The organism is Dialister hominis (genome assembly GCF_007164725.1).
Classification (GTDB): Bacteria; Bacillota; Negativicutes; order Veillonellales; family Dialisteraceae; genus Dialister; species Dialister hominis.
In genome coordinates this window covers 2160687-2180199 of sequence record NZ_AP019697.1, presented here as the reverse complement: position 1 = coordinate 2180199, position 19513 = coordinate 2160687, and the positions used below count along the sequence as shown (strand labels likewise).

At 49.6% G+C, this 19513-nt stretch carries 17 protein-coding genes; 11 read left to right on the top strand and 6 right to left on the bottom strand.

Going from position 1 to position 19513, the window contains the following annotated elements; translation table 11 throughout:
* Positions 1-246 precede the first annotated feature (246 nt).
* Positions 247-1155, bottom strand: coding sequence for a DUF721 domain-containing protein (locus Dia5BBH33_RS09965; protein ID WP_144269259.1), 909 nt, complete (start codon positions 1153-1155; stop codon positions 247-249).
* Positions 1156-1372: 217 nt separating this feature from the next.
* Between Dia5BBH33_RS09965 and Dia5BBH33_RS09960 the strand changes: the two genes are divergently transcribed.
* The 3 genes from Dia5BBH33_RS09960 to Dia5BBH33_RS09950 all read left to right on the top strand — a co-directional run bounded on the left by Dia5BBH33_RS09960 (position 1373) and on the right by Dia5BBH33_RS09950 (position 4718).
* Positions 1373-2329 carry a PPK2 family polyphosphate kinase gene (locus Dia5BBH33_RS09960; RefSeq protein WP_022383282.1) on the top strand — a complete coding sequence of 319 codons (957 nt, stop codon included), beginning with the start codon at positions 1373-1375 and terminating at the stop codon, positions 2327-2329.
* 34 nt (positions 2330-2363) lie between these two features.
* Positions 2364-3362: a PPK2 family polyphosphate kinase gene (locus Dia5BBH33_RS09955; RefSeq protein WP_179951944.1), complete on the top strand. Its 999-nt coding sequence runs from the start codon at positions 2364-2366 to the stop codon at positions 3360-3362.
* A gap of 231 nt (positions 3363-3593) precedes the next feature.
* Entirely contained in the window at positions 3594-4718 is a 1125-nt protein-coding gene (locus tag Dia5BBH33_RS09950) for an OmpA family protein (protein WP_108850366.1), read from the top strand.
* Positions 4719-5020: 302 nt separating this feature from the next.
* Here Dia5BBH33_RS09950 and Dia5BBH33_RS09945 read toward each other — a convergent pair whose 3' ends face one another.
* Positions 5021-5734 carry an HAD family hydrolase gene (locus Dia5BBH33_RS09945; RefSeq protein ID WP_108850367.1) on the bottom strand — a complete coding sequence of 238 codons (714 nt, stop codon included), beginning with the start codon at positions 5732-5734 and terminating at the stop codon, positions 5021-5023.
* 152 nt (positions 5735-5886) lie between these two features.
* Between Dia5BBH33_RS09945 and Dia5BBH33_RS09940 the strand changes: the two genes are divergently transcribed.
* A complete protein-coding gene (locus Dia5BBH33_RS09940) occupies positions 5887-7254 on the top strand; it encodes a sodium:solute symporter family protein (RefSeq protein ID WP_022383277.1) in 1368 nt (455 codons plus the stop codon).
* Between the two features lie 629 nt (positions 7255-7883).
* Here the strand turns inward: Dia5BBH33_RS09940 and Dia5BBH33_RS09935 are convergent.
* The gene (locus tag Dia5BBH33_RS09935) at positions 7884-8198 is read right to left on the bottom strand and encodes a glycyl-tRNA synthetase (protein WP_108850368.1); all 315 of its coding nucleotides are present in this window, start codon (positions 8196-8198) and stop codon (positions 7884-7886) included.
* 145 nt (positions 8199-8343) lie between these two features.
* Positions 8344-8715 (bottom strand): ArsR/SmtB family transcription factor, encoded by a 372-nt coding sequence (locus Dia5BBH33_RS09930; RefSeq protein WP_022383275.1) that lies wholly within the window; start codon positions 8713-8715, stop codon positions 8344-8346.
* 269 nt (positions 8716-8984) lie between these two features.
* Between Dia5BBH33_RS09930 and Dia5BBH33_RS09925 the strand changes: the two genes are divergently transcribed.
* The 4 genes from Dia5BBH33_RS09925 (at position 8985) to Dia5BBH33_RS09910 (ending at position 12447) form a co-directional block, all read left to right on the top strand.
* Positions 8985-9743 carry a ParA family protein gene (locus Dia5BBH33_RS09925; protein WP_022383274.1) on the top strand — a complete coding sequence of 253 codons (759 nt, stop codon included), beginning with the start codon at positions 8985-8987 and terminating at the stop codon, positions 9741-9743.
* The gene (locus tag Dia5BBH33_RS09920) at positions 9736-10626 is read left to right on the top strand and encodes a ParB/RepB/Spo0J family partition protein (RefSeq protein ID WP_108850369.1); all 891 of its coding nucleotides are present in this window, start codon (positions 9736-9738) and stop codon (positions 10624-10626) included. Before Dia5BBH33_RS09925 ends, Dia5BBH33_RS09920 begins: the two co-directional genes overlap by 8 nt.
* Positions 10627-10629: 3 nt before the next feature.
* Positions 10630-11310: a DUF4446 family protein gene (locus tag Dia5BBH33_RS09915; RefSeq protein WP_108850370.1), complete on the top strand. Its 681-nt coding sequence runs from the start codon at positions 10630-10632 to the stop codon at positions 11308-11310.
* 150 nt (positions 11311-11460) lie between these two features.
* Complete coding sequence (locus Dia5BBH33_RS09910) at positions 11461-12447, top strand: M23 family metallopeptidase (protein WP_108850371.1); 987 nt, start codon at positions 11461-11463, stop codon at positions 12445-12447.
* Positions 12448-12597: 150 nt separating this feature from the next.
* Here Dia5BBH33_RS09910 and Dia5BBH33_RS09905 read toward each other — a convergent pair whose 3' ends face one another.
* Positions 12598-14175 carry an IS1182 family transposase gene (locus Dia5BBH33_RS09905; RefSeq protein ID WP_143332110.1) on the bottom strand — a complete coding sequence of 526 codons (1578 nt, stop codon included), beginning with the start codon at positions 14173-14175 and terminating at the stop codon, positions 12598-12600.
* 77 nt (positions 14176-14252) lie between these two features.
* On the opposite strand from Dia5BBH33_RS09905, the gene Dia5BBH33_RS11110 reads away from it, so the two are divergent.
* The 3 genes from Dia5BBH33_RS11110 to Dia5BBH33_RS09895 all read left to right on the top strand — a co-directional run bounded on the left by Dia5BBH33_RS11110 (position 14253) and on the right by Dia5BBH33_RS09895 (position 17575).
* Positions 14253-14393: a hypothetical protein gene (locus Dia5BBH33_RS11110; RefSeq protein ID WP_162501801.1), complete on the top strand. Its 141-nt coding sequence runs from the start codon at positions 14253-14255 to the stop codon at positions 14391-14393.
* Positions 14394-15151: 758 nt separating this feature from the next.
* Entirely contained in the window at positions 15152-16474 is a 1323-nt protein-coding gene (locus tag Dia5BBH33_RS09900) for a tetratricopeptide repeat protein (protein WP_162297583.1), read from the top strand.
* Positions 16475-16489: 15 nt separating this feature from the next.
* Complete coding sequence (locus tag Dia5BBH33_RS09895; protein WP_108850374.1) at positions 16490-17575, top strand: SEL1-like repeat protein; 1086 nt, start codon at positions 16490-16492, stop codon at positions 17573-17575.
* An 833-nt stretch (positions 17576-18408) separates the two neighbouring features.
* Here Dia5BBH33_RS09895 and Dia5BBH33_RS09885 read toward each other — a convergent pair.
* The gene (locus Dia5BBH33_RS09885) at positions 18409-19350 is read right to left on the bottom strand and encodes a LysR family transcriptional regulator (RefSeq protein ID WP_108850376.1); all 942 of its coding nucleotides are present in this window, start codon (positions 19348-19350) and stop codon (positions 18409-18411) included.
* Between the last annotated feature and the right edge of the window lie 163 nt (positions 19351-19513).

The window sequence follows — 19513 nt, the reverse complement described above, 5'->3', positions numbered from 1 at the left end:
TAAAACGTTGCTTCTTCCTTTTCTCGAGCGAAGCGAGGTTTAAGGGTGTTAACCTTGCTCCGAAGGAGAAGGTCCTGGCGAAGCCAGGGAATACAGTAGTTCTCGAGCAAAGCGAGGTTTTGAGGTTTTCAGACAGAACCAATAAATACATTTGTTAGATAATCCGTTAATGAAATATCCCAATAAAAAAAAGGAGCTGTGACGAGATGGTTGTACATTTTGTCATAGCTCCTTGATTTTCTTTTTTCAGTCCCATTTTTTCTCAGGCATGTGCTGGAGGATGTTTTCTGCTTCCTGTTCTGAGATTTCGTTGATGGGTTTGTGGATGAGGAGGGCGAGGAGTTTTCTTTTTTCTTCGGCTCCGCTGTGTTTCTGGAATATGTTTTCTTTGTATCTGTGGATGAGGATATCTCTGGCTTCTTCGTATTCGCTGTAGCCGCAGCCGATGATGGAGCGGACTTGCTGGAAGGTGTAGTGGGGGTATTTCTTGAGGAGGAGGACGGCTCTGTGTTTGATATTCCTGTCGAAGATTCTCTGACAGTTGGGGCAGAGTTTCTGGTTCTTGTCCTTCTGGTCGAAGAGAGCTCCGCACCAGGCGCAGGGTTTGTAGCCGGCGGCGGCTTCGCCTTTCCTGATTTTGAGGACTTCTGTCATGAGGTCCTGGAAGGGCTGCTTCAGTTTGTCGTTTCCGACGTGGCCTTCGACCCAGTTTTTAATCCATTTTTCCTCGCCTTCGTTGAGGTCCTGGCTGTACATTTTCTGCTCTTCTTCGATTTTATGGTTGACGGGATCCAAAGTCGAGTAGGCTTTTTCCTTTTTCTGCCTGGGGCCTGCGATGAAGCGGATGTCTTTGAATCGTTTCCCGAATTCGTCTTCGGAGAGGCGTTTCAAAAGGTCGCCTTTCATCATGAAGAGGTGCTGGAGGAAGACGGAGTTCGTGACGGCGATGACCAGGGTGTCGTCTTTCCAGCTTTTGATGTAGGATTCCTTGGCGAGCATGTCGCCGACGATGTTCTTCCACCGTTTCTGGAAGAGGAAGAACTGGAAGCCGTCATTTCCGAAAATTTTCTTGCTGGTGAAGGAGTCGGAGAAGACCTGGTCGATGCCGGCCATGACTTTATATCGTTTGCCTTTGTCTTTATGGTTTTCTTCCATGATGCCCTCCTTCGATGATTTCTTTCTTCCATTATACTATAAATTTCCCGGATTATGACTTTCCGCATTTGGCACAAGGTTTACCGAAAGGTATGGAAAACAATTGTCTTATTCTAATTTATTATAATTCGTTTAGATTCTATTAACTCTTTCTATGTTATGAATTATAATATATATATGCATTTGTTGGAATGAATTCCGAAAGGGGGGATTTCCTTTGGCTGATGAAATCAAGGACGGCAAGGTAGACGTTACCCGTTACATGGTCAAGGAAGGCGAAAAGGTCAATCTGAAGAAATACAGCACGAAGTGCGATGTTTCTATAGACAAGTCTCAGGTGAAGAATCTGTATTTCCCGCAGGTGATCGAAAAGCTCAAGGATCTGCAGGAGAAATTGTACGCGCAGAATACGTACGGGCTCGTGGTCGTGCTCCAGGCGATGGATGCGGCCGGCAAGGACGGTACGATCAATCATGTCTTTGCAAGTTTGAATCCTGGCGGTGTGAAGGTGGTTTCCTTCAAGCAGCCGACTACGGAGGAAAAAGACCACGATTACATGTGGCGTATCAATAAGGCGCTGCCGGAACGCGGGGATATCGGGATTTTCAACCGTTCGCAGTATGAGGATGTCATCGTGACGCGCATCCATGACCTGGTCCATCAGGGCCAGCTGCCACAGAATCTGGTGAATAAGAATATCTGGGAAGAACGCTACGAGCAGATCAATAACTGGGAGAAGTACCTTCGTCAGAACGGGTTCATGATGATCAAGATTTTCCTCCATGTATCGAAGGAAGAGCAGCAGAAGCGCCTGATCGACCGTATCGTGAACCAGCAGAAAAACTGGAAATTCTCGATGTCGGATATCAATGAAAGGCAGTACTGGGACCGCTATCAGGAGCTGTATGAGGAAATGATTTCGAAGACGTCGAAAGACATTTCGCCATGGTTCATCATACCGGCAGACCAGAAGTGGTACACCCGCTACATCGTCGCCCTCATCACGCTGCAGGCGCTGAAGAAAATCGATCCGCAGTTCCCGAAGCTGGATCCGGAAGTACAGAAGCAGCTGGAAACGTTCAAGAAGCTCATCGCCCAGGTGGACGTGAAGGAACTGGCAGAAATCCAGACGACGCTTTCCGAGAAGGCATCGAAGGAAAACAAGGAAAACTAAAACAACAAAATAAAATATAAAGGGGAAACCTGTCATGGAGAACGAGACAAAAGGAAAGACCGAAGTAAATGATGTCAAAGAAATCAAAGGCGTAAAAGACTACAAGGATGCGAAAATAAAAATTGACATCGATAGATACCGCGTCAAGGAAGGCGATACGATCAACCTTAAGAAGTTCGCCACGTACTGCGATCAGGATGTGGACAAGAGTGCCGTGAAGAACTATGCATTCCCGCAGGCACTTGATGAAATCAGCCTGTTGCAGGCGAAGCTTTTCGCGCAGAGCACTTACGGGCTCATCATCGTCCTGCAGGCGATGGACGCTGCCGGCAAGGACAGCACAATCAAGCACGTATTCTCTCATCTCGATCCGAACGGGGTCCACGTCGTTTCCTTCAAGCAGCCGACCGAAGAGGAAAAGGACCACGATTACATGTGGCGCATTAACAAAGCCCTTCCACGCCGCGGGGATATCGGCGTATTCAACCGTTCCCACTATGAAGACGTCATCGTTTCCCGCGTCCATAATCTGATCGAGCAGGGCAAGATGCCGAAGAACCTCATCAGCAAGGATATCTGGGATATACGCTACCGTCAGATCCGCGACTGGGAAACGTACCTGAATGAAAACGGCTTCCCAATCGTCAAGATTTTCCTGCACGTATCGAAGGATGAACAGCGCGACCGCCTGGCCGAACGAATCCTCAACAAGCAGAAGAACTGGAAATTTTCCATGGCAGATATCAACGAACGCCGCTACTGGGACCGTTACCAGGAACTGTACAGCGAAATGATTTCCGAAACCTCCCTGAAAGAGGCGCCATGGTACATCGTCCCGGCTGACCAGAAATGGTACACTCGCTACGTCGTCGCCCAGATCGTCATCAAGGCACTGAAGGACATCGCGCCGAAGTTCCCTGAAATGTCGAAGGAAATCAAGGATCAGCTCGAAGAATTCAGGAAGCTGATCGAAAGCGGCTCCGTCGGCATGATCGAGGAAATGCAGGACATGATGCTCCCCTCTGACAAGTAATAAAAGAAACGCATAAAATAGCAGCGTATTTCTAATTTCCTTGATAAGAAGGAAGCAGAAACGCCCATTTTACTGCAGGTACAAATTAAGGCAGGCCATAAAAAAGAAGCGGAAGGAGGATAGGAAGAATCACGTCCTTAACCGCTTCTTTTCATTATGGTATAATGGAATAGATACTAGGAATAGAAACTTTGAAATTATTGAAATGATTGATTGCGAGAGGTGAAACTTATGAAGAAAATTATTGCGGCTATGATCGCACTGGCAGCAGTTTCCAGCGCAGCATACGCATCTCCTCTGACGACGTACCAGAAGGGACAGACTGAAATCAACGTAGGCATGTGGGACGCATCCGCGAAATCCAATGGCTATAAATCCGACGGCGAATGGAACTTCACCGGCGGCCTGACATACGGCATCAATGACAAATGGGCTGCTCAGTACCAGTACACCGGCCTTTCCACCGACCACACCGGCGGAAATATGAACGAACTGAATGCTCTCTACTCCATCAATCCGGAAGTGGCAGCCTTCGGCGGCTGGAACCGCATCCATATGTCCGACTTCCCGGACCGCGTATTCGGCTCTTCCGACCGTACAAACAACGTAGCCCAGTTAGGCCTCATTGCCCGTCATCCGCTGACCGACGGCCTTGACGTCTATGCCAAAGGCGCCCTCGGCACCGAGCAGACCACCATGTGGGAAGCAGGCGTCGACCTCGCTATCGATGAAGACCTTGACCTGAACGCAGGCTACCATTACCTGAATACCAAAGGAAATGACGACAACAACGTCTCCTATAAAGGCTTCATGGCAGGCGTATCCTACCGCTTCGGCGGCTCCAATGAATATGGCACCGGAACAAATGGCATGATCGACGACTCCGCTTATGCAAGAGCCAACCAGGAAGAAAGAGTATCCACAGTATCCACTGTCCAGAAATCCGAAACCCCGGCAGCCGTAGTCACCACTACAAACAATGCCGGCGCAGAAACGACCGTCCAGGTCCCGGCTGATACACCAGTCGCAGCACCGGAAAACGACTACTATTTCAATAGCGTCCTCTTCAACGAAGACTCCTCCGACATCATCCCGGCACAGAAAATCAACCTCGATGCATTCGTCAAAGAAGCCAAGGAAACAGGCCACGTCTTCAAACTCGTAGGCCGCACCGATGCCACAGGCTCCGCTGACTACAACGAAAACCTCGCATCCAGACGCATCAAAGCTGTCAGAGACTATGCCGTCTCCAAAGGCGTTGACGCTTCCAAACTCGTAGAAATGGTCAAAGGCTCCGAAGGCTCCACAGGCAAGAACGAAGGCGACAGAAGAGTCGATATCTTTGAACATAAGTAAGATTTGGAAATTGATAAAAGAGAAAAGATACGAAGATACGAAAAAAGGGCTCATCGAGAGTCCTTTTTTCGTTGTGAGCGTTACTCACAAAACCGCACAACCGGACTTCGTCCGTGGAAATGCAACTCATCCGTCTCATACACTAATTTATGCGCCATTTATAGCATTACCATTACCGACAACTGGTATATGAGACACCTTCCCTTCCAGGGCAAGGTTAAGATCGGCCTACGGCCCTTCTTCCCAAATCCTCCCAAATCAAAATACCCCGCAGCATCGCTTATGCTGCGGGGTTCCTTTTTTTATTCTTTTTCCACGAAATCCAGTATTTCCAAGGGATGGTTCACGAAGTGTTTTCCTCCTCTGGCTCTGAGGAAGGTTTCGGGGCGGAAGCCCCAGGTGACGGAGAGGCAGGGGAGGTGGGAGTTTCTGGCTGTTTCTATGTCCACTTCTGTGTCTCCGACGTAGATGGCATCCTCGGGTGTGAGGGAAAGATCGCTCAGGATTGCATTGATCATGTCTGGAGCGGGTTTTCGGTGGATATCCGGTTTGTTTCCTTTGACGACGTCAAAAAGGCCTTTAAGGTACATTTCCGTGAGTTTTTTGACAGGAGCTTCGTCTTTGTTGGAGGCTACGGCTGTTTTGATTCCTTTTTCTCTCAGTTTTTTGAGGAGCTCGGGGATGCCTTCGTAGGGGCTGGTTTTTCTGTGGTTTCTTGGATAGAGGTCGGAGAAGATGGCGCGGCATTTCTGGATTTCTTCTTCGGTGACGGCATAGCGGGAAGCGGGGATGGTTTCGCAGAGGTCGATGAGGTCCTGACCCTGGCAGCCTCTGGCAAGAGCGATGATTTTTGCGATGTCGTCGTGGATGCCGCTTCCAAAGCAGAGTTTGACTTCGTCTCTGGTGAAGTGGTGGGGAAGGCCCATGGCTTCGAGGGCGTTGTTGGAGGCGGTGGTGATGTCGGTGATGGTATCGAGGATGGTTCCATCCATATCAAAAATGACGGCTTTGATCATAGTTGTTCCTTTCTTTTTGCATTTTCTTTTGTTTTATTATACCTGTCTCATTCCTTCATTTCCATTTTCCTTAGGCGTTGCAGATTTCTCAAGAAATGCTGTCTCTTTTTTTGCTATAATGGGAATAATTATTTTCTTAAGGGGGAATGACCATGCATATGACGTGGCCTTTGATGGCCGTGATGCTTTTGACGGTGGCTTTTGTCATCGGTGTGGGAATTTTTCAGTCGCGCAAGGTCAGGTCGGCTGAGGGATACAGTGTCGGCGGAAGGAGTGCCGGGGTGCCCATGGTGGCCGGCGGGATTGCCGGGACGGTGGTCGGCGGCGGTGCGACGGTGGGTACGGCGCAGCTGGCGTACAGTGTGGGGCTTTCGGCATGGTGGTTCACTCTGGGAAGCGGGATTGCTTTCATCCTGATGGGGATTTTCTATGCACAGAAAATGCGCTCGACGGGGCTTTCCACGATTCCGCAGTTTCTGGGGATGCATTACGGGAGGCGGGCGGAGCGTCTGTCTTCGGTGATTTCTTCGATAGGGATTCTTCTTTCGGCGGTGGCGAGCTGCCTGCCCGGGATGGAAATCATTTCCTCGATCTTCGGCGTGGGCGAGCTTCCAGCGGCAATCATCCTGATGACGCTTGTCGCGGCGTATACGTTTTTTGGCGGGATGAAGAGTGCGGCCATCGGGGGCATCCTCAAGATGGCTGTCATCTGGCTTTCCCTTTTCGTCTGCGGTTTCGAAGCATATGAGGTGCTGGCTTCTTCGTCCGTGGCAATTCCTCCGTCTCATCTGGATCTTTTCGGACGCGGGTTCGAGGTGTCGATGTCGAATCTGTTCTCGATGATTGTCGGCGTCCTTTGCACGCAGACGTATATCCAGTGTATTTTCTCGGCAGATACGCCGATTACGGCCGCGGCCGGCTGCATCACGGCGGCGCTGATTGTCATTCCTGTCGGGCTTCCGTCTGTGGCTGTCGGTATGTACATGAGCGCTTTTGATCCGAATGTGGTGCCTGTTTTGACGCTTCCTACGTACTTTACGAATCATGCGTCCTTCTTGGTCGGCGGTCTTGCGATGGGCGGCATCGTGCTGTCTCTCATCAGCTCGATCGGCGGGCTGTCTTTGGGAATCGGGACGATGCTTGTGACGGATATCCTGATGCCGATCCTGCATCTCCAGGATGACAAGGCGCTTCTCCGTCTGACAAAAATTTCTGTCCTCTCTGTCATGGCAGCGGCTTGTGTGATTGCGGCGATGAACAGGGGAACGCAGGTCCTTTTCTGGAATTACCTCTCCATGGGCCTTAGAGGCGGCGGCATTTTCCTTCCGCTGACGCTTTCGGTCTTCTTCCCTGGGCATTTGAAGAGGGGATGGGCGGTGCTCTCCATGGCAGGGAGCACTGTGGCGGCCATCCTCGCCGTCGTTCTTCATCTTCCGATTGATTCCCTCTTCGCGGGTCTCATCGTGAGCGTTCTCCTGATCCTTCCCGGACTCAGGCTGAAGAGAGTGGATGGGGAATAGAAATGGTCTGAGAAAATAAATGATAAATAAAAGGCTGTGACGAAATGTGCAATCATTTCTTCACAGCCTTTTTTGCGTGGGTATTCGATTAGAGGATTAACTAACATGTTTATATATTTGCATTAACTGAAAACCATAAAACCTCGCTTCGCTCGCAGAAATGAACCTCCTCAGGCGCATCCGCGCCAGCTCCCCCTACGGGGCGAGCTCTGACACCCTTAAACCAAGGCTGAGGCCTTGAGGAAAACCGTAAAACCTCGCTGCGCGAGAGGAACTACATCTCATCCGTCGCCTTCGGCGACACCTTCTCCTTTCGGAGCAAGGTTAACACCCTTAAACCTCACTTCGTTCGAAGAAACACCATAAAGCCGGACTTCGTCCGTGGGTAATTAACTTCATTACCGGCCTCCGGCCGTACCTTCCTCTACGAGGTAAGGTCAAACACCCTTAAACCAAGGCTTTGCCTTATGGAAAACCATACGACCTCGCTTTGCTCGTGGTAATCAACCCTATCCGCCCTTCGGGCACCTTCCCCGTCTGGGAAGGCGAGTATTCTTCGGAAATGGAATTCATTCATCCCACGCAAAAAGGATGTGCACTTTCGCACACATCCTTCTTTTTGTTGAGGATTATTCGATATCAACGGTGTCGGGGTTGCCGAAATCGTCGAGTCCGAGATAAGCGACTTCTCTGACGTGTCCATCGTACGTCAGTGTAACGTGATAGTGGAAGGTCTGTCCTTCGCAAATTTCATCGCCGAGTTCTACAGCGGTGGTGTAGCTGTCCGGGCGGTATTCTCTTACGGTGTCGCCTACGATCGGGAACTGGAGGAATACGTATTCTGCGCCCTGGTATTCAACGGAACCGTATACACGTTTCAGTTCGGATACGAGACATTTGTCTACGCCATTTACAATGATGCTTTTTTCAGTTACTTCTGCCATGTTTATCACCTCTACGACCAATATACAGCAAAATGCTTGCCATTACTTATATATAGTACCACTTTTGAAGGATAATCAGAAGATTACTAGTTAAAATAATCCGTTTATACGTATTATAAAAAAATTATTACGGAACACCGTGGTTTTATTCAGCGATTTCGCGCACGTCGTTCTTTGCTTCCGGGTTTTCCATCATGCCCTGTTCTTCGTGTCTTCCGTGTTCACAGATGCAGTGCATTCTCTTCTGGCAGATTTCTCCCATGATGGCGCAGAGTTCTTCCATGGCTGCGGGGTTCAGGGAATAGAAAATGTTCTTGCCGTCTCTTCTGTCGATGATGAGTCCGGATTCGACGAGGACTTTCATATCGTGGGAGAGTGTCGGCTGCGTGATGGCGAATGCCTGCTGCAGTTTGTTGGCGCACTGTTCCTTGCAGGATAACATGTCTACGATTTTGAGACGTTTCGGATCGGAAATAGCTTTCAGAATTCTTGCGGTATCTAAATAAATTTGTTCCATTTTGACTCCATGAATTAAAGAATAGAATTATTTCTATAAAGCGTAGCAAAGATGAATGAAAATGTCAATATTTAACATGCATTAGAAAAGCAAAAATTATGTATAAATTCGGATAAAGTTTTTTGGAATGTTTTGCAGGAAATAGGGAAAGATGTGATTCCATCGCAAGTTTCACAGATTTTTTCAAAAATGTTTCACGTGAAACATTTCTTATATTGACAGTGAAATATGGTATAATAATAGCGACTATCTGTGAAAGGAAGGAAAATATGGGCAAGATCATCAGCATCATCAACCAGAAGGGCGGGGTCGGAAAAACAACGACGGCTGTGAATCTGGCGGCGGAACTGGCCGACAAAGGACATAAGACTCTTCTCATCGACGAGGACGCGCAGGGCAATTCCACCAGCGGGCTCAGCAAGGACGTGAAGTTCGGCAAGGATCTCTATGATGTGCTGCTGGATGATGCGGATGCGAAGGAGGCCGCTGTGAAGACAGCGGTGAAGAAGCTGTGGCTGCTTCCTTCTTCTATCGATCTTGCCGGGGCGGAAATCGAGATCGCAGGGCTCCCTGAGAGGGAATTTCTTCTGAGAAAGAAGCTTGCCGCAATCAAGGATTCCTACGATTACATCCTGATCGACTGCCCGCCTTCCCTGGGTCTTCTGACATTGAATGCCCTTGTGGCTTCCGATTCCATCATCATCCCGATCCAGGCGGAGTTCTACGCGCTGGAAGGTCTTTCCCAGCTGGTAAAGACGGTGCAGGTGGTGTCCAGGAAGCTGAATCCATCGCTTCATATCCTCGGTATTCTTCTGACGATGTTCGACGGAAGAACGAACCTGTCGCTGCAGGTGGCTGAGGAAGTGAAGAAGTATTTCGGATCCAAAGTATTCAGGACGGTGATCCCGAGGACCGTAAAGCTTTCCGAGGCGCCGAGCTTCGGCGAACCGATCCTGACGTACGCGCCCAAGTCCAAGGGGGCTGAGGCATATAAGAAACTGAGCCGGGAGGTAGTAAGACGTGACTAAGAGACAGAAACTGGGACGTGGATTGGGTTCTCTTCTGGGGGAAACTCTGGACGAGAAGGGCAAGGTCATCGATCTCGAACTTGCTAAAATCCATCCGAATCCCTGGCAGCCGCGCCGTGATTTCGACGATGAAGCTCTGAAGGGTCTTGCTGATTCCATCAAGGAAAAGGGTCTGATCCAGCCGGTCACGGTCCGCTACAAAGATACGGACGGCGAATTCGAGTATGAGCTGGTCGCCGGCGAAAGACGTTTCCGCGCGGCAAAGATGGCAGGGCTCTCTGTCATCCCGGCAATCATTACGCAGTATGACGACAAGATGATGGCGGAAGCCGCACTGATCGAAAACCTCCAGCGTGAGGACCTGAATCCTGTGGAAGAAGCCTCGGCCTATGAGACAATCATGAAATCGTACGAGCTGACGCAGGAAGAGCTCGCCGAAAGCGTGGGCAAGAGCCGTTCGCATGTAGCCAATACGCTGCGTCTCATGGACCTTCCAGACGAAGTGAAAGATATGCTTTCCGAAAGGAAACTGACAGCCGGTCAGGCAAGGCCGCTCCTTTCGCTGAAAACCCCTGCCGAGCAGATCAGCCTGGCAAGGCGCATCGTGAAGGACGGACTGTCCGCCCGCGAGGTCGAAAAGCTCACCAGTGAAACGAAACCGGGAAAAGTGAAGCCGAAGAAGGATGAGCAGGTCTCTGCTTACCTCAAGAGCCTCGAAGAATCGCTGACGCTCTCTGTGGGCACCCATGTTTCCATCAAGACAGGGAAAGGCAGAAAAGCCCACAGCGGAACCATCATGATTTCCTTCAAAAATGATGATGAATTCGCTATGATAACGAATATTCTCAAACAAAAATCCGAAAATACGAGTGGAGAAGAGTAGTAAATGATAAACCAGACAATAGTAATGTATGTGGTCGCCGGCGTGCTGGCAGTCCTCCTGATTGTGCTCGTCCTCGAGTTCTTCCTTCTGAGGAACAAGCTGAACCGCCTGTACCGCAAGTACATGTATTTCATGAAGAGCGCTGAAGGCGGCTCGATCGAAGTGAAGCTTTCCACAGAAGTGAGAGAGCTTCGTGAAATGATCGCGTCCTCCGAGAACATGCTGCACCAGCAAGAACTCCTTGCGAATATGCAGCTCCAGTCTTTCCAGAAGACAGGCCTTGTGCGCTACGACGCTTTCGATGACACAGGAGACAAGCTTTCCTTCTCCCTGACAATCCTTGACGGGAAGAACAACGGCTTCATCCTTTCCTCTCTGGCAGGCCACGATGCATCCCGTATCTACGCTAAGAAAGTCACGAACGGCCAGTGCCGCGAAGCACTTTCCGCCGAAGAAGCAGAAAGCATCAACCTCGCTCTGAATACGCTGATGCCTGATATGGCACAGCAGGCCCAGCAGGCAGCCGAAGCAGCCGCCGAGTCCGGATACACCGAATACACAGCAGCTCCTTCGCAGACCATGCAGGACTTCAGAGAACCAGCTGACGACTACAACCAGCCGGCACAGAATCCAGGCCAGCCGGCACCGCATGATCACAAAATCGATATGGCAAAAAAGAACTAAGAAAGACAGAAAGACCGCGGGCATATGTCCGCTATCCGGGGAATGGAAGAGACGGCGCGGGGAAGCGCCGGGAAATCAGGAAGTGACCGGACGTTCGGTTTTCTGTGGGGGCAGGAAACTTAGGACGCATTCAATAGACAGCAGGCAAACATGAAAAAAACCGAAAATAAAGAAACCGGCGAAGTTTCATTCAGCTTCACCGGGCAGGAAATCAAAAAACTGAAAATCGGCGCCATTGCGGCGGCTGTCGTATTCGCGGCAAGCATCTGCATTGGCGGTTATTCCGCGTATTCTATGACGTCCCTCCGCCAGGAGAATACACTCTATAGAAACCAGTTGAAAATGGCAGAAGAAAAGATGGAAGCCCTGAATGACAAGACAAAAGCCATCGAAAAAATCTCCAGCCAGCTTCAGGACATGATCAAAGCCAATAATAACGGCGCCGGCGCCAACGTGCAGAATGGCGGCCAGGGAGGCCAGGGCGGTGCATCCACCGTACCGGATAAGGCAAGAGACGTATCCGCCTCCGACCATCAATCATCCGGGACCGCACAGGAAACTGACGATGGCAGCGCATCCGTTGCCACACCGGGCGACCTTCTCCGTGAAATGAGGAAACTTGACTCCCGTCTCGATTCCCAGATTAGGACCATGATCACCCTAAGAGAAGAACTCATGAACCAGACCTACGGCATGCAGGTCCAGCTCCTCAATACTAATGCCACCACACCGGATATCTGGCCCGTCAAAGGCGAGATCTCCAGCTACTTTGGCTACCGTTCCAGCCCCGGAGGCGGCATAGGCTCTACCTACCATGAAGGCATCGACATCGCAGGCGACTACGGCCTCCCAATCGAAGCTACAGCATCCGGCACCGTCACCCAGGCAGGCTGGGTAGGCGGCTACGGCAACCTCGTCGAAATCAAGCACCCCGGCGGCCTCGTCACAAGATATGGCCATAACTCCGGCATTCTCGTCACCGTAGGCCAGCACGTCGACCAGGGCAGCGTCATCGCCATCATGGGCAGCACCGGAAACAGCACCGGCCCGCACTGCCACTACGAAGTCAGAGTCAACGGCACAGCCGTCGATCCCCTCTACTTCCTCCCAGGCAACTACGCGGGAAATAAACAGTAACCAAAAAGGGGCTGTGACAAAATGGTTAATCATTTTGTTGCAGCCTCTTTTTTGCGTCTTTATTTCATCATTTTTAGCTCTGCTGTAAGCCTTTTACGTAAAAATGCGCGTAAGCCCCCTTACCCCCATAAGACTTTTAATTATATTGTCTTAGGCGGCAATCCTTATACGCATTATTTTTGTGATGTATTTCCTTAAATTATAGCCAAGTGCTACCAGGTATAACTCGGCTTTTACAGAATCTATCCCTTTTCTGACGATTCTTTTGTACCATCTGTCATGTTTCATGATTCCAAAAGTTCCTTCAGCCTGGATTGACCGGTTCATTCTTAGCAGGGCTCCATGGATGCTTTCCAGATTATCCTGAACCTCCTGGTACATGTTATTCCGTTCTCTGCTCAATGAGATTCTTTTGTTCTTCGGGGTCTTTTTACATTGCTCTGCCAGCGGGCATCCTTGGCAGTCTTCGCATTCAAATACTTCCTCCTGCCTGCCGTATAAGTTCCCTCTGACCAGATGTCTATAGATAAATTTGAAAGCCCTGTCATTTGGACAACGGATGGTTCCATTCTCATCAACTCTAAAGTTTATTGGCCGAAACGGATTGGTATGGTATTTCTTGTCTTTCGTTTCTTTCTTGTACATGGGGAATTTCATATACTTTTCCATACCGTGCTGCTCGCAATAGATGTAATTGTTGAAAGATCCATATCCTGCATCTGCCACAGGATACTTAGGATAAGCCCCATAGACTTCGTGGAATTCCTCCATCAGCGGTACGAAGCAATCCATATCTGAACGATACTGGTTAACATCAATTACGGCAATAAATTCATCGGCAACACCTATTTGGACATTGTATGCAGGCAGAAGCTGATCATTTCCCATGTAGTCCGACTTGATTCGCATGAATGTTGCATCCGTATCGGTCTTCGAATAACTGTTTCTGGAAGTACCGCATATCTGTATCTTCTCAACATATTCTTCAAGTTTTGATGTATATGCCTTAAGCTGCTCATACTTGCGTTGATGATCGGACTTGCGATGCCCGCTTCCATGAACAAAGGCCGTCTCATCAATCTGCCAGATTTCTTTTAATTTATCCAATACCAGACGCAGATAGTCCGGAGCGTATTCTGTATTGATGTTTACACTCATATGGTCATACTTAAGATCATCATTGAGTAACTCAAAAAGGCTGGTAATCTTGGCAAAATGCTTGTAGCGGGATTTTTCAGCGGATTTCTTCCATACCCAGCTGTATTTATTTGCGTTCGCTTCAAACTTGGAACCGTCAATATATATATGCTGCAAATCCACGTTGAGTTTGCCGCAGAGTTCTTTCGTAATTGAATAAAAGATATCCTTGAGAGAATACTTAAGAAAGCCCTTCACGAAATGACAGAATGTCCGATAGGATGGGGCTTCATAATTCATCAGGTACATATATCTGATATTAACCCTGCAATTATCTTCAAGTTTTCTAAAAGAGCAATATCCTTCTTCTGCGAAACCATAGATGATCGTTTTCAGCATGTTGACGGGATTATACCTGGGTCTGCCAGCGCCACGCGTCGGTATGTAACGAAGGTACTTTTTAAGATCGATTTCCTCCATAAATCTGTCATACATTAAAACAGGATCATCGACATTGAGAATCTCAGAGGGAAACATTGGCAAAATGCCTTGTTCTGCGGTAAAATGATTGCTAGTGTTGTTATTTTTCATTGTAAAAAATTATAACACGAAAGGCTCTGCCCCGGACCAAATGATCCGGGGCAGAGCCTTTTTTGTTGGGATGAATTTTGTCACATCCCCTCTTTTTTGGCAATGGGGAGTATGAAAAGAGAGGGAAAAAATGGAAAAAGAAAAGAAAACCAGACAACCAGCTCCGGGCTGAAGGAAAACCAGACAACCTCGCGCTGCTCGGCATTCCTGAGTCCTGATTTTTCCGAGCGCCGCTAACACTCGCCTTCCCAGACGGGGAAGGTGCCTATATAAGTTCAAAACAAAACCATTGATTTTTTCATTTCACATCGCGAGCTGCCCACAACGGAGGGAAGAATTGCCTTTGACCTTGCCCTGGAAGGGAAGGTGGCGGCGGAGCCGACGGATGAGTTGCATTTCCTCAGCCGTTAGGCTGGTTTTGTGGTTTTCAAAGGTGCAGTTTCTAAAAAGGCTGGCGGATAGGGTTGATTACTACGAGCGCAGCGAGGTTTGCATGTTTTCCTTTGCGAAGCAGGGAAATGGTTTCAGAGCTCGCCCCGTAGGGGGAGCTGGCGACGGAGTCGACTGAGGAGGTTCATTTCCAACAGCCTTCAGACTGGTTGTGAAGGTTTTCCTTTTTACTCTCGCGCAGCTTGGTTGTAAAGGTTTTCATCTCCCTCAGCCGCAGGCGGGTTGTTCGGTTTTAAAATCCTTTTCCCCTCGCATCGCGAGGCTGTCCGGTTTTCAATCCTCGCTCGCGTCAATCTTACGTCCACCATATTGTTACTTTTTTCTATGGTATGTCTCTTTTCTCTAAAGTTTTACATATATCTCTATAACTAAAACAGTAAAAATAGTCCCATTTTTTCAGACTATTTTCTATAATATAGAAAAATTATAATATTTATTATTATTTTTCGACAAAATTCAATGTATGATAAAGGTGAAGAAGTTTCGATCCGTGGAAGAGCGGAGCGGGCTTGAAATGAGGGGCCTTATGGATAATGAAACGAAACGCGCGGAATCGTTGTTCCTCGCAGGAGAGTTTGCAGAGAGTCTTTCGCTTTTGAAAGAGCTGGCGAAGGACCCGGCAAATGGCAGGGATCAGTACTTGCTCGGGCTCTTCTATTTCTATGCGGTGGAAGTACGCTGGAATGGAGACCGTTTCCTAGAGCTGGTGGACAGCGGATGGAGAGCAGGTGATGTGCTCTCCGGATTCTTCATCCTCTACCGGGACGGAGAAGGAAACAAGAAGGAAATGACGGAGAAGTATGTAGAACATATGAAGAAACTTCTTCCGATGGCAAAGGCCGGCGATCCTTTTGCGATGCGCCAGATTGCGATTCTTTATGAACGCGGCCTGGGACGCAAGATCAATATGGATCAGGCCTATGACTGGTATGTTCGTTCAGCCGAGAAGGGGCTGTGCCTTTCTATGGCGGACGCAGGGCGTATCGCGATGGACGAAAGTTTCTCGCGGTATGATCCGAAGCTTGCTTTCACCTGGTTCCTGAAGGGGGCTGCGCTTGGGTATCACGAAGCGGAGCTGCGCCTCGGGGACTGCTTCTACGGCGCTATCGGCGTCGAGGAGGACAAGGAGAAGGCAGCGACCTGTTTTGAACGCGCTTCGAACCATGGAAACGGGGAAGCGTCGGATGCGCTGGGCACGATGTACGTCCTTGGCGACGGCATTTCCCAGGACATGGACAAAGCGTATGAATTCTTCACGAAGGGCGCAGAGCAGGGCTCTCCGAGCTGCATGTACAAGCTCGGCGACTGCTACCTCTACGGCCGCGGGACAGAAATCAATTACGAAAAAGCGATGGATCTCTACCTGGCCGCCTGGGATAAGGGAAATGTCCCTGCCGGGCGATCCATCGGACGCATGCACCTTCTGGGGCTTGCGAAGAACAGTGATGCCAGCGAAGGCTTCCGTTGGATCGAGAAAGCTGCTGATACCGGCGATATCGATGCCATCGCCTCTCTGGGCGACTGCTATGTGAACGGGGCAGGCACAGAAGTCGACGAAGAAAAAGGAAGGACGCTCCTTGAAGAAGCCGCTGAGCAGGGACAGGCGGAAGCCATCTGCGAGCTCGGCGAGCTGGCACTCCGTGACCAGGACGGGGACGGCGCCGTCAGGCGTTTCAAGGAAGCAGCGGCGCAGGGCTATCCAAGGGCTGAAAATTTCCTTGGCCTCTGCTATGCGACCGGCATCGGCGGGACGAGAAATCTCCGCGCCGCTGAAGAATGTTTCAGAAGAAGTGACGCGCAGGGTGATCCTGACGCGAAGTTGTTGATGCAGCAATATTTGAATGCCTGATTGTATGGAGGGACAATGAATCAGTCACAGGGTGAGTCTTTATTTATGCAGGGAAAAATCGACGAAGCGGTCGTAGAACTTCAGAAAGAAGCGAAGATGGGGGCGCCAAGAGCCATGTACCTCATCGGCTGCTGTCTTCGCGAAGGCTACGGCCACGTCGAAGCCGACGAAAGGAAAGCGGTCAAATGGTTCCAGAAAGGTTACGAGGAAGGCAGCGCACTCTGCGGCATTTCCCTCGTGAACGGGACCGATGATCAGGAAATGTGGGATATCGTGAATGAATGCTTCCCGCGTGTCCTCAAGGCTGCCGTTTCCGGCGACGTCCTTGCGATGGATGAAGCAGGGCGTTTCTATCTGGGCGCTCTCATCGTCAATTTCGAAGAAGGCATAAAGTGGCTGACGAAAGCAGCGCTCGCTGAATACTGGCGTGCGCTCTACGATCTGGGCTCCGCCTACGAAGAAGGGTACGCCGTTCCAAGAAACGAAGAACGCGCCATGCTCTGCTTCAAGAAAGCGGCAGAATTCCATGACCAGTACAGTGAATACAAAGTGGGCGAGATGCTCCTGAACTCCTGGAAAAAGGAAAAAGACACGAAGAAAGCAGCTGAATGGCTGAAAAAGTCGTGGAAACACGGCAACGGTGAAGCAGCCATGCTCCTCGCGTCCGTCTATGAAAACAGCGACGACAAGGAAGACCAGGAGAAAGCCTTCCGCTGGTACGAAAGAGCGGCCGAAGCCGGCATCCCCGAAGCACTCGCTGAACTTGCCTACGATTACGATCAGGGCTTTGTCGTAGAAAAAGACAGAAAGAAAGCTGTCTCTCTATATAAGAAAGCCATTGCCATGGGCCACGAAGAAAGCCTCATGTCCCTCGCGCTCCTGTGCCTCGAAGAAAAAGACGAGAAAAACGGCTTCCTCTACATGAAAGAAGCCGCCGAAGCCGGCATCCCCCGCGCCCAGTACGCAGCAGGCATGATGTACCTTGAAGGCCACGGCACCGAAGAAAACCGAGACGAAGCCTTCCGCTGGATCGAAGCAGCCGCAGAAAACGGCGTAGACGAAGCAGAAGCCGTCCTCGAACATAACGGGTATATGATTTAAGAAATCCAAAGAAAAAGCATTGAAAACTCGAAACGAGCTTTCAATGCTTTTTTTGATGCGGAAATGGAGGAAAACCGGAGAAGCTCGCTGCGTGAGAGGGGTGCATTTCCATCGAGCGAAGCGAGGTTTAAGGGTGTTAACCTTGTTCCAAAGGAGAAGGTCCCGGCGAAGCCGGGGAATGAGATGTAGTTCTCGAGCAAAGCGAGGTTTTGAGGTTTTCAGATAGAACCAATAAATACATTTGTTAGTATCCTTTAATGGAATATTCCAATAGAAAAGGGGACTGTAGCAAAATGATTAACCATTTTGTTACAGCCCTTTTTTTGATGGGGAAATGGAGGGGAAACTGTAGAAGCTCGATGGAATCGGGCGAAAAACCGGACGACCTCACGATGCTCGTGGAACATTTTTATAGTTTTAGGTGCGATGAATCATGCACACCTTCAGTCGAACATCAGTGTTAAAAGTTCGACAGCTTCCCCTAACGGGGACTCCCAAAAGCGCTGAAATTGTTTCCTCTCACATCTTCAAAATCGAAAGTGATAAAAAGGCGAACAGCACCAGCGGTAAAAGCTGTCCCCGTTAGGGGAAAGTGGCGCGGATGCGCCGAAAGGGGTTCATTTTCTAAAAAGGCCGGCGGATAGGTTTGATTACCACGCAGCAAAGCTGCGGTCGTAAGGTTTTCCTTCTTTTACTAAAAATGTTTCACGTGAAACATTTTTGTTTTCTGTTTTTTTTCTTTTCCCATTTTCCCTTTTGTTTTAAGGGTTTTCCTGTTGTATGGTTTTCTTTCTTTTTCCCCTTTTTATGGTTTTCCTCAATATTTCCCCTTTTTAAATTCCATTCTCCCTCGCGAGTTCTTCCTTCAGGAGCTGTATGAATTCATCGCGGATGGACCAGGGGGCGGCTTTTGTCCTTACGCCTACGGACATGGCATACTTGGTCTCCGGCAGGGGGATGACGTACATTTCCCTGAGGTCTTCTTTGGAAAGGGAGGAGCGGACGAGGTTCTGGGGGCAGAAGAGGGCGCCCATGCCTTTTCCGGAGAGGCAGAGGAGGGTTTCCATGTTGTTGGACATGCAGCGGATGAAGGGTGTGAAGGGCGCTTCGGCGAGGTAGAGTGTCTCGAAGTAGCCGGAGACGTTTTCGCCCCGGGTATTCAGGAAGGGGCATTTGGCGAAGGGACGCATGCCTTCTTTGACGTCCCTCTGGAGAGCGGCGGAGACTTCCTCGATGGTGCCTTCTACGGTTTCGTCGAAGAGTTTCTTTGTGATGAGGAGGCAGATTTGTTCTTCGTAGATCGGTTCTATTTCAATGCCTGGCGGGACTTCCCTGTAGTGCCCGATGGAGAGGTCGATATCGCCTTCGACGAGGCGGGTCCTGAGCTGTTTATTCGTGGATTCCAGAATGCGGAATGTGACGCCCGGGTGCTTGTCCCCGAATTTCTTCAGGATGGGCGGAAGAAGGGTCCTGCCGCGGACATAGCCGACGCCGATACGCAGTTCTCCTGTTTTTTCTTCTGCGATGTCGAGGAGGGAGCGGCGCATGGATTCCTCTTCGCCTGTGAGAGAGAGGGCGTAATGGAAGAAGGTCCTTCCTCCATACGTAAGCTCGAGGGGGACATGGCGGATGATAAGCTTGCAGTTCAGCTCGCGCTCCAGCGCGGCGATGCTGGCAGAGAGCGTCTGCTGGGAAATATGGAGTTTCTCAGCTGCGCGTGTGAAATTCTTCTCCCTCGCGAGCATGATGAAATAATGCAGCGATTGAAAGTTCATAGTAACTCCTTTCCATGGTTCATTTTCTTCATTATAACAAAAATACCATGTAAAATATATGAATTTAAACAGTTGGATATTGTTACTTGAAAAACCTATACTATGGACAGATCGAAGAGATCAAGAAAATCAAAGAAATGAACACAGAAAGGAAGCATACAAA

Coding starts and splice junctions, on each gene's coding strand:
- Dia5BBH33_RS09965 (WP_144269259.1), bottom strand. CDS start 1,155: ATGGAAGAAAACCATAAAGACAAAGGCAAACGATATAAAGTCATGGCC.
- Dia5BBH33_RS09955 (WP_179951944.1), top strand. CDS start 2,364: ATGGAGAACGAGACAAAAGGAAAGACCGAAGTAAATGATGTCAAAGAA.
- Dia5BBH33_RS09950 (WP_108850366.1), top strand. CDS start 3,594: ATGAAGAAAATTATTGCGGCTATGATCGCACTGGCAGCAGTTTCCAGC.
- Dia5BBH33_RS09945 (WP_108850367.1), bottom strand. CDS start 5,734: ATGATCAAAGCCGTCATTTTTGATATGGATGGAACCATCCTCGATACC.
- Dia5BBH33_RS09940 (WP_022383277.1), top strand. CDS start 5,887: ATGCATATGACGTGGCCTTTGATGGCCGTGATGCTTTTGACGGTGGCT.
- Dia5BBH33_RS09935 (WP_108850368.1), bottom strand. CDS start 8,198: ATGGCAGAAGTAACTGAAAAAAGCATCATTGTAAATGGCGTAGACAAA.
- Dia5BBH33_RS09930 (WP_022383275.1), bottom strand. CDS start 8,715: ATGGAACAAATTTATTTAGATACCGCAAGAATTCTGAAAGCTATTTCC.
- Dia5BBH33_RS09925 (WP_022383274.1), top strand. CDS start 8,985: ATGGGCAAGATCATCAGCATCATCAACCAGAAGGGCGGGGTCGGAAAA.
- Dia5BBH33_RS09915 (WP_108850370.1), top strand. CDS start 10,630: ATGATAAACCAGACAATAGTAATGTATGTGGTCGCCGGCGTGCTGGCA.
- Dia5BBH33_RS09910 (WP_108850371.1), top strand. CDS start 11,461: ATGAAAAAAACCGAAAATAAAGAAACCGGCGAAGTTTCATTCAGCTTC.
- Dia5BBH33_RS09905 (WP_143332110.1), bottom strand. CDS start 14,175: ATGAAAAATAACAACACTAGCAATCATTTTACCGCAGAACAAGGCATT.
- Dia5BBH33_RS09900 (WP_162297583.1), top strand. CDS start 15,152: ATGGATAATGAAACGAAACGCGCGGAATCGTTGTTCCTCGCAGGAGAG.
- Dia5BBH33_RS09895 (WP_108850374.1), top strand. CDS start 16,490: ATGAATCAGTCACAGGGTGAGTCTTTATTTATGCAGGGAAAAATCGAC.
- Dia5BBH33_RS09885 (WP_108850376.1), bottom strand. CDS start 19,350: ATGAACTTTCAATCGCTGCATTATTTCATCATGCTCGCGAGGGAGAAG.